Below are 13,060 nucleotides of genomic sequence, written 5' to 3' on the forward strand. Positions count from 1 at the left end.
GCATCCAGGGACACCCGGGCCTCAGTAGGGCCAGAAGCGCGTCACGAAGGGGACCGCCTCGGTCGCTCCCGGCGCCGTGTGCAGGCCCGCGACCCGGAAGAAGCCCTCCGCGTCGACCACCGCGGCCATGGGCTGCTGAGCTCCAGACAAGTCCGGGCGGTGACTGCGCAGCTTCGTCCCGTTCGCGGAGATGTGGACGAGCCCTATCTCCGAGCCGCCGACCTTGGATGGGTCCAGGGTGGCCACCGCGATTTCGCCGCCCGGAAGCACTCCCGAGCCCGCCAACATGTCCCGCCCGTAACCGGGGGGCGTGCTGGCGCCCTGGGACCCCTGTACGCCGAAGGACGCATCCACGGCGCCCGTCGCGTCGAACTGGGACAGCGTCACTCCATAGCTCGTGCCGTGCTCACCCGAGGCGGTGCCCGCGACCACCAGCACCTTGCCTCCCGCCACCGGATACAACTTCCTGGGACCCCGCGAGGCGGTGGCCGAGGCGGGGGGGACGAAGTTGAAGGTGACGTCCCGCTCCCCGTTCGCCCGATAGCGCCGGAGCGTCATGCCTTCGGCGTGCTCGTACGTCGTCCCGCCCAGGAGCAGCGCATCGTCCGCGAGCACGAGCACGACGCGCGCCGTGTCGCCCCGACCATAGTTCTCGAGGACCTGCCCGTCGGTGCCGAAGGACGGGTCGAGCTGCCCCGTCGGCAGCAGGCGCACCATCAACTGGTCCGAGTCCGTCCCCTTCACCGTCCCCGCGCCCACGAAGCGTCCCTGGGAGTCCACGGCGACCGAGCTCAGCCAGGAGGTGCCCATGGTGTGCTGGAAGGTCCACACCCCGGCGTTGCCGAAGGTGGGGTCCAGCGCCCCCGTGGCGGTGAGCCGGACGAGCAGCAGGCTCTGACGCTTGAGCGCCGTGCAACCATTCGTGTCGGCGACAGCGCTGCCGGCGAGCACCAGCCGCCCATCAGGGAGCAGGGTGGCCGCCTCGAGCGCGTCGTCGCCGCCACACACGTCGATGACCCGCGTGCCCTGGGTGCCGAACGAGGCGTCCGGAGTTCCATCTGGCAGCAGCCGCGCCACCAGCACATCCCTGGAGCCCGCCGCACCGGTGGAGCCCACGAGAATCCACTTCCCATCCGGCTGCACCGCCATGTCCCGGATGCTCACCGAGGGAAGTCCCAGCGCCGGAAGCACGAGCCCCTCCGTGCCGAACGAGACATCCACGGCGGCTGGACCCGGCTGGACCTCCACCATCACATCCAGTGTGAAGCGACCTGCCCCGCTTTCTCCCACCACGCGAATGGGGAAGCGGCCATAGGGCGCGAGTTCCTCCACCCGGAGGTGGAACGTGCCCGTCTTCTCGGTTTCCGTCACGAATACCGGCGAGGTCTCCACCTTGATGTGAGCAGGCAGCCCCTGCAAGGTGAGGGCGATGGCCCCGACGAACGGCACCTCGCGTGTCACCTCGATGACGAGGGGAGTCCTGTCCTGCAGGGAGAAGCGCAGCGTCGGCTCGGACGGGACTCGAAGGGTGAAGGAGGGCGCGGGGGGCGGCTTGTCATCCGAGGCACAGCCCCAGGTCATGGAGCCCATTGCCACCAGGGCCATCAAGACCAGTCGGACGGGAACGACGGAAGAGCGACGCGTGAGAAGGCGCATGCCGCGGCACACTAGTACATCCGCACGGAGGTTTTGAGATGCGGGCCATCTTCATGTCGAGTCGCCAGCCGACCCCCGCTCCTGGATGTTGCGCCCGCCTCCCGTGTCAGGGGGTCAGCCACTCTCGAACGAGCTGTCTCACCGCGGGTCTCGCGAGCAACGTGGCGACGGCGTCACCGACGTTCTCGATGGCGGTTCGAAACGCTCGCTGAGCTGCATCGTCCAAGGGAACTCCGCTCCGGAGGTTCGCAGGCAGGTATCGATGCGCTCGCCCGATGATGAGCTCCGCTTGTGCTCCATGCGCCGCTGCATTGCGCAGCTCTCCGACTGTGTGTGCGGACTCGCAATCGGCCAGGGGGCGAAGCCCGGCGGGGAGTTTGGGCCGGTGCTCGGAGATGGCCTTCAGGAATGTGCGGGCCGGAGAGTTGTCCATCAGTTCAGCCACGGCCGGATAGTCCAGGCGGACCTTGGCTTGGACAAGATTCTCCAGGAACTCGGAAGCGCGCAGCAGGCGGAGCTTCGGCGTGGCAATGCCGCTCTGTGCCGCGACGAAGTCGACGATGGAGCCCGAGGCGGCCTCCTGGAGCCCAGGGGACAGGCCCTTGAGGGCATCGGTGAACCTCTGTCGCAACTCGATACTCCGTTGCTCCACCTGTCGGGTCGAGACGAGTGCATCGATGCGCTCGAGCACTGCCTCCGGCGACGGGCGCTCCTTGGGCGCGGGTCGCATCATCCATTGGAGGATGCCCATGACGTCCGTGTCCGAGTGCGCCGGAGCCGTGAGGCTGTCGGCGAGAGTGCGCCCGACGGAGTACATGTCTCCGTCGTGGCTCCATGCGGAGGCGCCCCTGTCCTTGACCTCGGGCGGAAGGAACTCCAGCACTCCCGCGAGCGCTGTCGTCCTGGCGATTTCGTCCACGGCGACACTCAATCCGAAGTCGATGAGGACAGGCTCGTTCTTGTTCCGGCGGATGAGGACGTTGGCCGGGCGGATGTCCCGGTGCACGATTCCGCAGTGGCGCAGTGCCGCCAGCGCACGCGTCAGTCCCTGGAGCACCAGAAGCGCGCCATTGGCTGTCAGTTGGCGGGCCTCGAGGGGCGTGCCCACCACCCACTCATAGACGACCAGCCCTACCTCGGGCGCGGAAGGGTCGATGCCGGTTCCGAAGAGGCGCGGGAGGTAGGCTTGCGCCTCGCGAACCGCATCACCCGAGGCGCTGTTGAGACGCTCGAGCAGGGTGACCTCGCGGATGAAGCGCTGTTCCGCTTTGGAGTCCGTGAGCCGGACCCGGCGGACGGCCGCTGATTTTCCATCGAAGAGGCCTTCGTACACGCTCGCCTGTCCGCCCAGGGTGTTCTCGGTCCCGTTCGCCGGAGGCGCGACGAGCCGACGGAGGCCGAGGCGGTTGAGGGAGCGACGGTCCGTTTCATCGGCGAAAGGTTCGGGTCCGCTCGCACGCGCGAGCAGGAGTCGCTCGAGGAGCGGCAGGTCGAACGAGTCATCCTTGCGAAGCACCCGCTGTCGTTGGAGAAGCGCGAAGGCATCCTCCACGCGCTGCTTCTGGATGCTGACCGCGTGACTCCAGTCCTGGAGCGTCACATGGATGAACTCCACCTTGTCGACGCGCAGCTTGGGAAGCTCCCCACCCAGCGCGCGCACGTGGGCCCAGGCCATCGCGACGGGGAACGTCTCCGAGGGGCGCCAGACGTTCTTGTCATCGCTCTCGTTGAGCACATCCCGCACGTAGCTCCAGAGCGTGGTCTCGGTGCCCGCATCATCCGCCTCCACCAGCCGCTGGACCGCGCGCTCGACGTCCTCCACCGTGAACCAAGGGCGCCCTTCCTGCAGACAGGTCGTGGCGATACGGTCGAGCAGGCTGCCCAGGATCCACAGGTTGCCTGCCTGTCGTGCCAGGACCTCGCGTGCCTCCGTCGTGCTCTGCAGGCCGATCTCGCCTTGGGTCATCCTCAAGAGTTGATTGAGCTCGTCCGCACGGATTCCGTCAGCGGTCACCGCGTCGCTGATGGCCCCGAGGAGATTGGCGCCCATCAGCTCGGGCAGGTGTGCCTGGCCCACGAGGCCGAGGAGGAGCGTGGCGCGGGTGTCGCTGGGCTGTGCCCATGAGGACTCGAGACGGGCCTTGAGTGCCTCACCCAGCCGTCTCGGGTCACTGGAGAGCGTGAAGAGTGCCTGGGCCTCGTCGAGGAGCACGTAGATGGTGGAGTACCCCTTCTCCCGGGCCGCTTCTCGGACGGCATCGAAGGCTTCCTCCGGCGGGGGGAGCACCTTGCCGAGGTTCACCGGGCGATTGAACGCCTGGCTGAGCCGCTGCGCGACCGCATCCCAGACCTCCGCGGCGGTCGAGTACTGGCTCGCCACGACGCTCTCGAGCACGAACACATGGGGGGACTGGGCGAAGTGCTCGCGGAGGGCTCGAATGACGGTGGTCTTCCCCATCCGCCTGGGGCCGTGGACCCGGAATGACTTGCGCCCCCCCGTCACCAGGTCGCACAGGCGGGTGAACTCCCGCTCGACGCCCAGGGGATGCCGGTCCATCTCCTTGCGCGTGGCGGTGATGGGCAGCGGGGAGACGTACTTGGGAAGCTCGCGTTGCAGTCCCTGCCAATGAAGCGAGCCCGTGACGCGCTGAGGACCTCGCGACGCCGTGAACTGGAGGGTGATGTTCCGGCGCTCCTTCGCAATCAGGTCCGCATTGTGAGCGGTGACAGGAACCTCGACGGTGAAGTCCCGGTAGCTCGCGCCTTTGGCCACCTGGAGAGGCAGCACCGTGAGGAATTGCCGGCGCCACTCCGCGGGAATGGTGCTCAACAGGTCTGTCGAGAACTCCACCACCCACTCCGCTGCCCGCTCCACCCCCTGGTCGAACTTCAGGCGCACTGGGAATCGCAGGACTCCGTATCCCTGATTGGGAACGGCGACCCAGGCCAGGCTCGCGCTGTATGTATGGGTCCTGTTGTTCTGAACCCGGGAGAGCGGGTGCTCGATGGAGGCCCCGGGTTCAGGTGGGAGGGGCTCGGGTGTCTTGGGGTCTGGAGTCGATGGCGACGGGGGCGCGGCTTCGGATTGTCTCAGCTTCTTGGCCAGGCCCGTCAGCGCCGCGAGGCTCGGCTGGAGCCTCGAGAGTTCGGGGCCCAGGCGCTCGATGGCGAACTCCACGGCATTGAGGGTGTCCGGGACAGGGTTCTCGGGCCACGCCCGGAGCGCGTCACGGAGCTCTCCGAACGCCGCGGAGCCGAGGGAGGTCTCGACGAGTTGGACACGCCGTGCGAGCCCCTCGGTCCGGGTGAGGAGTGCCTCCGTGGTCGCATTCCGCTCCGCCGTCAATCGTGCCAGAAGCGCTTCGGACGCGAATCCATCGAGCGAGCCGAGCCGCGCCCTCCATTGACCATCGTCGCGCTGCTGTTCGAGCAGTGCTTCCAGCGTCTCCTTGAGCGTCTCCAGGACCGAGCTCCCCGTCGGGGGCGCCGCGCACCGAGGCAGGAGCTGTCGTGAGGCTGTCGGGAGGGAGTCGACCCACTCGACCACTTCCACCATCTCGCCATGTCGTGGGGACGGTTTGAGCAGGAGGCCGATGCGGCCGGGCAAGGAGGACGTGTCACCAAACCAGCGGGTGAGCAGCCAGACGGGGACCGTGGATGGAGAGTATGCCGCTGCCGAGATGAGTCTGGCGATGCGCTCCGCGTCTTGAGGGCAGGCCATTCCGGACAGGAGCTCAGGAGGAGGGGCGTTCAAATCCTTGCCGTGAAACAACGTCTGGACCTTCTCGATGACAGCGAGATGGCGGATGGCTCCCTCCTGGTTCGGGGCGATGAGCCCGGAGGCGGCCGCGATGGCTTGGGTGGCACCGGTCTGGACCTCCCCCAGGAAGTGGACGAGCTGCGCCGCCGGGCCGGGGTCCATGGGGGCGGTATGGAAGTCATTGCCTACGGCTTGCAGGCTCTGCAGGAGCTTCTGCAGGTGTTGGAGGCGCGGCTCCAGGACGTCGCGCCGGTGCTGGCCAACGAGCTGGGGCAGGGAGGATGTGCTGGGCTTGGGTGGAATGCTGGCCGGTGCTCCGGAGGTGACTGGCGCCGCGGCTGCTTTCGGCTCAGGTGCCGGGGGGGGCGCGACTCGACGAGGAGGGGGCGGCTTGAGGACCGCTGTTCGGACGGCGGAGGTGAAGAGCTCGAGCATCGCCCGGTGAATCTCGGGGCGCACGGGTGAGACGACGAGCCGCAGGAGGGGACCCAGAACAGTCTCGAGCGTACGAAGCTTCGCCGTCAGCTGCGGCTCGCGGGCGATGCCGTGTGCCATCAGGAACTCGGCAACCGCCACGGGGAGCCCGGAGGCGTCCGGGGACACGGGGCGCCCCGTGGCCCTCAGATGAAGTTCCGCGGCCGCCTCTCGAAACGCGGGAGCCCGCGCTGTGGCATTCCCCAGCGCGAAGGAAGGTCGCTCGGTGCCGACATCCATGAATGCCCCGAGCATCTGGGCCACTCTTCCCAGCTCCTCATTCGAATGCGCGCGGTTGGGAACTGGAGGAGCCATCAAAGGAGGCGGCGTGGAGGGGGGATGTGGCTGCACTGTGGCGGAACGGCTCGCGTTCGCGGGCTCGACTCGAGGGCTCATTGCGGGGGGGCTCGCGCGAGGGCTGGTGTTGGAGTTGTTGGTCAGGCCTTCCAGCACACGAATCTCGATGGCGCGTGGGCCTCTCGGGTGCTGTTGGATGGTGAACTCCACCCGCTGCCCGGCTGCGAGGGGTGGTTGCCCGTTCGCGACCTGTTTGGCATGCGCGAAGTAGCGCGTGTCATCGTCTCCGATGACGAAGCCCCAATTTCTATCGGAAAAATAGACTTGGACGCGACCGGTGGTGGGCATGGGGCTCATAAGGCTGCCAACAGCCTACTTCCCATGGCGGTCTACCTGACAGGGGGGGCGCCGCCGCGCAACCGGGGCGGCAAAGCGTGTCATTTATGCCCCAGGATGAATCAGTCACGCCCCCTGTCGGAATCCCGCCACGACAGTCTCTGTCCGCGTGCGATAGTCATACACAGGCTCGGTTTGGACTGTTCTGGACAGCGGGGGATTTCGCCACTCCATCTTCCAACGCTGTCTTCGCCCCAGGTCCACGCCTGCGATGGACTGGCCCGCACCGGCCGGATGCGACCGGGTGGCGGGTTGCATCTGCCTGTCCCGCGCCTCGATGCTCTGTCGATGACCGTCGAAGCCGCAGTGACGCTGCCGCAGCCCCGGTTGCCCTTTCTCGGACGCAGGGTGGCGGCCGCGTTTCTCTCGCTGCTCTGTCCCGGCGCGGGACATGTCTTCATGGGTCGATGGCGGAGCGGAGCCGGGTGGGTTCTGTCCTTGGTGGCCATTGCCTCGAGCCTGCCCTTCGTCGGCTTTGTCGGCGTCGTCATGCTGCTCTCGATGGCCGTCGTCGCGGCCGTCGACGCGGTCCGCCTGGCTCCAGCGCGGCAGGGAGTTCCCTCGCTCGGGCGCGCGGTGGCGATGGGCGCGGTGGCGTGGCTCGTGGGTATCCTGGCGTTGAGCCTGCTGCGCGCTTGTGTCGTGAGCAACTGGCACGTGCCGTCCGGGTCCATGGAGCCCTCCATCCTGAGCGGGGACGTGCTGATGGCGGACGGCAGCGTCGGGCCTCCGCTCCAGCGCCGGCCCGTGAGGCGCGGCGAGGTGTTGGTGTTCTCGGCCCCCCATGCGGCCAACGCGCCCTTCATCACGCGCGTCGTCGCGCTGGCGGGTGACACCGTCCGGGTGGAGAAGGGGACCCTGTGGCTCAACGGATCCCCCGTTCCTCGACGGTCCACGGCGGAGCCCTGCACGGCGGGCGCCGTGCCACTTCCGGGGGCCGACTGTGCGGTCTCGGAGGAACTGTTGGACGGCGTTGCCTATCGCATCCAGGGCGGCGGAGAGGAGCCGTCCACCCCAGACGCGGAGGGGATGTGTCCGCCCCTCCTCGTACGGGCGGGGGCGGACTGCAAGGTCCCCAGCGGACATCTCTTCGTCCTCGGGGACTCGCGCGCGAACAGCCATGACTCGCGCAGCTACGGGGCCGTTCCGGAGTCCAACGTCCTGGCCGTGGGGTCCTACGTCTATTTCTCGTGGAGCACGGAGGCAGGCGTCCGCACGGAGCGGCTCGGTCTATGGCTGCGTTGAGGCATCTTCAATCGCATCCAGGTCCGTGTCGTAATAGTGCGCGAACTTCGATGTCCCCGTTCGGTCCTCGGGCTCGCCGCAGCCTCCCTTGTCCCAGTTGCAGGAGGCCTGGTCGCCCGCGGGGCTATCGAGTCTTTGTATTCCGTGGACACCCGCGAGCAGGGGAGCGCCGTTTGTCTTGCTTGGGTTGACAGGGCTTGCGGGGCGAGCATAAGCACCAGCCTCGTCCGCGCGGATGCTTCTCGCTTCCTCCTTTCTTGACCCGTCGTTCATGGCTTGGGGTGACTTGAACATGAAAGCAAATCCGTCTTTCGCCTTCGTCGTCTTGTGTGCCGCGGTGGTCCTCTCGGGTTGCGGCACGGGCTCCGATGTCCCGCGGGAAGAGGGCACGGATGCGACGGCCATGTCGGAGGAGGGGGTGGGTGAGCTCGTTCCGGTCGAGCTGGAGCGCGGCGAAGTGACCGCTTCGGCCTGTACGCACAACTCGACCCGGTATGCGCGCAACGGCTGCTGTTCCAAGACGGCGACGAAGTTCCAGCAGCAGATCTGCATCTACGGGGCCTGGTACTGGCAGGCGCCGCACCGGTGCGAGTACCCCACGTCGTACTGCCTGCCGTAGTCAGGGCGAAGGGAGGCCCTCCTGGACGCTCATCCGGAGGGGGCGCCAGTGGGCACGATGCTCGCTGCCTCCGGGCTCGAGCCGCGGGCCTGGCTGAAGGCCCTCGCGCGGGATGTCCGGGAAAATGTCCCATGGAATTCGGGTCAGGCGTCTCGCTTCCCGGGATGCGCCTCCGCTGGCCCGTGCCGGGCGAGACCGACAATGGGGGCGGGTGTCGGCCCAGGTGAGGTCCGTGCGTGCGCGAGCGGATGAACGAGGTCGAGCAGACCGAGGGCTACTACCGTCGCTACGGCGAGGCCGTGCATCGGCGGTGTGTGAGATTGCTCGGTGACGAGGCGTTGGCTTGGGACTCGACGCAGGAGGTGTTCCTGCGCGTCCATTCCAACCTGGCGCAACTTCGCGCCGCGGGCTCCGCGCTGTCGTGGCTGCTCACCGTGGCGGACCGACAGTGCTTCTCGGTGCTGCGCCGCCAACGTACCGAGGCCACCCATGCGCTGACGCGACTGGCTCCGCTTCCGGCGGTCAGCACCTTCCCCGAGGCCACGCTGGAGCGACTGTTGGTGGACGCGGACCTGGTGCGACGCGTCCTCGCGCACTGCCCGGAGGACGTCCAGCGCATCGTCGCCCATCGCTTCATCGACGAGCTGGAGCAGGAGCAGATCGCCCTGCTGCTCGACGTCTCTCGCAAGACAGTGCAACGCAAGTTGCAAGCCTTCTTCGACACCGCGCGGCGACTCCTGGATGTTGCCCCTCACGCCGAGCCGCGAAAGGGACCGGCCCCCGCATGAACCCCACCTCCATTCCTCGCTTCCCGGGCGTGCCGGACCTCCTGCTGGAGCGCTACCTGTGTGACGAACTCTCCGCGGAAGAGGCCCTGCGCGTGGAAGAGGCGGCGCGTGTCTCACCCGAGCTGTCGGCGCACCTGCGAGAGCGTCGGGCCGAGAAGGCCGCCTTCGCCCTGGTGCGCCCCTTCGGTCCGGTGCGGGAGCGACTGGCGCCTCCGCGTCAGAGTCGCTGGCGGGGGCTCTGGCGTTGGAGTCTGCCCGTGCTGGTGCTCGGCGTGGGGCTCACGGCGGTGGTGCCACGGCTCATCGCGCTCGAGGAGGTGGAGCGGGTGCGCGTGCGGGGGGGGCTCACCGCGCGGGTGTTGGTCAAGAGAGGCGACGTCGTCTTCGAGCAAGGGCCGGGTGTGGTGCTGCGCCCCGGAGACCGGGTGCGCGTGGAGGTGGAGGACGTGGCCGGTGGCGCGCTCTACGTGCTCGCGCTGAGCGAGCGTGGACGCGTCACGCCGCTGCAGGGCTTCGAGATCACCGGCGGCGCGCTGTCGATGGCGCCCGGTCGGTGGGTCTTGCCGGGGAGCCTGGAGCTGGACGCGGCCCCCGAACAGGAGGCGCTGGTGGTCGTGCTCGCATCCGATAGCCAGGACGCCCCGTCGCCCGAGGTCGTCCAGCGCTGGCTGGAGCACGCGGCGCGGGAGCCGGACTTCCCCCCCTCACCCATGCCACTTCCCGGCACCCGCCACGCCGTGCGAGTGCTCCCCAAGGAGCTGCCGTGAGTGCCCGGGCCGCGTGGCTCTCCGGCGTCCTGCTCGTCCTGTTCGCCACCTCCGTCGCGCGCGCGGAGAGCCGCTTCGCGATCAGCGTCGGCCACAACCTGGGCTGGGACACGGACGAGCCCCTGCGCTGGGCTCAGCAGGATGCGGAGCGCATGGACGCCGTCTTCGGTCAGCTCGGCGGTGTGCCGGAGGACCGTCGTCTCCTGCTGCGTGGTGAGTCGGTCTCCAACCTCAAGCTGGGGCTCGCGCGGATGCGAGGCCGCATCGAGGAGTCACGGCGTGCAGGAGAGCGCACGCTGTTGTTCTTCTTCTACTCGGGCCATGGGGACGAGGTGGCGCTGCGCCTGGGCGGCGAGGCCCTCCCGCTCGCGGAGCTGCAACGCCTGTTGTCCGAGGTCCCCGCCACCGTCACCGTCGCCGTGCTGGACGCCTGTCACAGCGGCGCGCTCGTGCGAGGTCGCTCGAAGGGCCTCAAGTCCGCGCCGGCCTTCGATGTCTCCTTCCTCCGGCAGGTGGGACCTCAGGGGCGCGTGTTCATCGCCTCGGCGGGAGCACACGAGGTGGCGCAGGAGTCGGACAGCCTCCGGGGCTCGTTCTTCACCCACCATCTGATTTCAGGCCTGCGGGGCGCGGCGGACGTGGACGCCGACGGACGCGTCTCGCTCACGGAGGCCTATGGCCACGTCTATCACCGCACGCTGGCGGGCTCTCATGCGTCCACGGCGGCGGTGCAGCATCCGGAGCTCTCCAGTCAGCTCGCTGGAGAAGGGGACTTGTTCCTCACCACGCTCTCGCGAGCCCACGCACAGCTCGAGCTGCCTCCCCGCGTGGGAGACAGCGTCGTGCTCGTCGACGAGCGCACGCTGCAGGTCATGGCGGAAGTGGAGCCCCGGGGGGAGGCGCCGGTGCGCGTCGCGCTGCCCGCCGGACGCTATCGGGTCCAGGTGCGACGGGGGCCCGAGGTGCTCTACGGCAAGGTGTATCTGTCCTGGGGCGACCAGCAGCGCTTGAAGCCCGAAGCCCTGGAGGTTCGCACGCTGGCCCTGCACCAGCGAAAGGGCGCGCTCCTGGAGGCCAGCAACTGGCGGCTTCAAGTGGGACTGGGGGCGGGCCGCTCATCGACGCAGCTGGGCGGCTGGGGGCCCCAGGTGGGCGTGCTGTTCGCGCGCGAGAGCTCCGGAGGGCAGGGGCTGTCCTTCCTCGGGGGGCTCGGTCTGGGGGCCACCCGGGGCGCCACGCGCGCGCAGCGCTTCGAGCACGTGGAGCTGGGACTCTGGAGTGGCCTGGGGCTGGCGGGTGCGATGGGGCGTGTCTGGATGGGCGCCCATGCGGGTGTCGGCGTGCTGGGGCTGGCCCAACGCGCGACGAGCCCGGACGCGGAGCGGCGCCGCACACTGGGCCTTCCCACACAGCGGACTCGCATGGGCGCGGGAGCGGCCGCCTTCGCCGCGCTCTCCGCGGAGGTTCCGGTGAGCGCACGCACGGGCCTCTTCGCGAGGGTGGGCGGCCATGTCGCGTTGATGCGGGAGGATGAGAAGCTCAGGACGCAACTCGCGCCACAACTGATGCTCGGTTGCACCTGGGGACTGTGAGGGCCATGTCCCACGCGGGGCCGCCCGCGCGTCTCCTGGGTCGCATCGACTGGAGGGCGCGAGCGCTTCGAGAACGGGGCGCACGTGTTCGACAGGGGATGCCTGTCACGTGACATGGGATTGAGCCCATGGTCCGAGAGGAAGGCCATATGACGACGAGGCGGGAGCGCGGTTTCTGGAAGTGGAGCCTGCTTGCACTGGCATTGACGGGATGCGGTGAGGTCATGGGAGACGAGGCGGCGGACGAACCCCTGCTGACGTTGGAGGGCAAGCTTCGCGTCTCCTCCTCCATCGAGTTGGGGAACTCCGACCGGATTCGCGCGTCGCTCCTCTGGGATGTCTGGCCCAAGGTCGTGGTGGACTGCATGGTCCAGCGGACCTATCCGCAGGGCATCGCCAAGTGCCAGCGGCTGGCTCCCAAGTCGTCGTTCCACCACCCGGACACGGACGTCAGGGTCAACGGCCACTTCCCCAACACCTTCAGCATGTCCCTCAATCGCCTGCCGGACCCCGCGGCACTGATTGGGGAGGAGGGCTCCAAGCTGGGCATGGCCTATGTGATGGCCTACGTGGACGGCAACGGCAATGGCACCCTGGACCGGGTCTCCAACGAGGCCACCTCCAGCCCTGACATCGTCGTCGGGTTCCAGGAGGGCTTCAGTGCGGACTCGATGGAGAGCTCCTTCATCTTGTATCGCGAGGGCGCCCTCCACCCGCTCTACGGCATCGACTTCCCGAACTGCCCGGAGATTCCCCAGGGGTACTCCGTGGTGACGTTGCGCTACACCGAGTCCGGTGAGGAGTGCACCGTGAAGACGCGCAGGGTGGAGCTGGACATGGAGCTGGAGGCGAATCTGGCCTTCCAACAGCTCGCCTGTGAAGAGCCCAACTCCAATGTCCTCCTGGACACGGTGCGCGCCTCCACCGTGGGCCCGCCGCCCGTGGGAAGCACCCAGCGCTGCGGCAAGTTCATCTACTCCATCTCGGGCTCCGACCAGGTGCTGTTCGTGAATCCCCACCCCGAGCGCTTCTGCTCCGCCGCGAACACGGAGGTCTACATGCTGCGGGACTACTGGGATGGCACCTGGGATGACCGGGCCTCGCCGCCCTCCTGGTGGCCCTGCCCGGTGGTGACCACGCCCTGAGGTGACAGCCACGAGGGGGCCGACAACGAAGCCCCATGGCCGTCACCGCCGCGGATAGGTGCCCTTCGCTGCTTCCCAGCGGACGCACGCCACGGCCTCGCTCTCCCATCGCTGGTGGTCCGCTGCCGTGCGCTCCTCGTGGGCGCGCGGCAGTCGTGTTGATGCCTGCTCGCGGAGGAGGGGCGTGGGCAGGCACCAGCTTCGTCCTGCGCGATTTGACGACGAGCGACCAGCGGATGGGGGCTCATGTCTCGAGCTGGACAGAAGGGGCGTCCGGAGAGAGGGCGGAAGAGCCCCGCTCTCCCTCGGCGAAGCCCTTCT

8 protein-coding genes and 1 pseudogene are annotated in these 13,060 nt (G+C 68.4%); 6 read left to right on the forward strand and 3 right to left on the reverse strand.

The window, feature by feature from the left end; all coding sequences use genetic code 11:
• Window positions 1–21 precede the first annotated feature (21 nt).
• The 3 genes and pseudogenes from MYSTI_RS11810 to MYSTI_RS45665 form a co-directional block, all read right to left on the reverse strand.
• Entirely contained in the window at window positions 22–1,605 is a 1,584-nt protein-coding gene (locus MYSTI_RS11810; protein ID WP_015347976.1) for a delta-60 repeat domain-containing protein, read from the reverse strand.
• Window positions 1,606–1,762: 157 nt separating this feature from the next.
• On the reverse strand, window positions 1,763–6,145 hold the full coding sequence (locus MYSTI_RS11815; protein ID WP_044279519.1) for a protein kinase domain-containing protein: 4,383 nt from the start codon (window positions 6,143–6,145) through the stop codon (window positions 1,763–1,765).
• Window positions 6,146–6,355: 210 nt separating this feature from the next.
• Window positions 6,356–6,544: pseudogene (locus MYSTI_RS45665) on the reverse strand (cold-shock protein); the annotation flags it as partial.
• 327 nt (window positions 6,545–6,871) lie between these two features.
• Between MYSTI_RS45665 and lepB the strand changes: the two are divergent.
• The 6 genes from lepB (at window position 6,872) to MYSTI_RS11845 (ending at window position 12,739) form a co-directional block, all read left to right on the forward strand.
• Window positions 6,872–7,828 carry a signal peptidase I gene (gene lepB / locus MYSTI_RS41715; RefSeq protein ID WP_015347978.1) on the forward strand — a complete coding sequence of 319 codons (957 nt, stop codon included), beginning with the start codon at window positions 6,872–6,874 and terminating at the stop codon, window positions 7,826–7,828.
• Window positions 7,829–8,120: 292 nt separating this feature from the next.
• On the forward strand, window positions 8,121–8,447 hold the full coding sequence (locus tag MYSTI_RS11825; protein WP_144370054.1) for a hypothetical protein: 327 nt from the start codon (window positions 8,121–8,123) through the stop codon (window positions 8,445–8,447).
• 236 nt (window positions 8,448–8,683) lie between these two features.
• The gene (locus MYSTI_RS11830; RefSeq protein ID WP_144370055.1) at window positions 8,684–9,235 is read left to right on the forward strand and encodes an RNA polymerase sigma factor; all 552 of its coding nucleotides are present in this window, start codon (window positions 8,684–8,686) and stop codon (window positions 9,233–9,235) included.
• Window positions 9,232–10,002 (forward strand): hypothetical protein, encoded by a 771-nt coding sequence (locus MYSTI_RS11835; RefSeq protein WP_015347981.1) that lies wholly within the window; start codon window positions 9,232–9,234, stop codon window positions 10,000–10,002. Before MYSTI_RS11830 ends, MYSTI_RS11835 begins: the two co-directional genes overlap by 4 nt.
• The gene (locus MYSTI_RS11840; RefSeq protein WP_015347982.1) at window positions 9,999–11,594 is read left to right on the forward strand and encodes a caspase family protein; all 1,596 of its coding nucleotides are present in this window, start codon (window positions 9,999–10,001) and stop codon (window positions 11,592–11,594) included. The genes MYSTI_RS11835 and MYSTI_RS11840 overlap by 4 nt, the downstream gene beginning before the upstream one ends.
• A 149-nt stretch (window positions 11,595–11,743) precedes the next feature.
• Window positions 11,744–12,739, forward strand: a complete 996-nt coding sequence (locus MYSTI_RS11845; RefSeq protein WP_015347983.1) for a hypothetical protein — start codon at window positions 11,744–11,746, stop codon at window positions 12,737–12,739.
• Window positions 12,740–13,060 lie beyond the last annotated feature (321 nt).

It is taken from the genome of Myxococcus stipitatus DSM 14675 (assembly GCF_000331735.1).
Taxonomy (GTDB): domain Bacteria; phylum Myxococcota; class Myxococcia; order Myxococcales; family Myxococcaceae; genus Myxococcus; species Myxococcus stipitatus.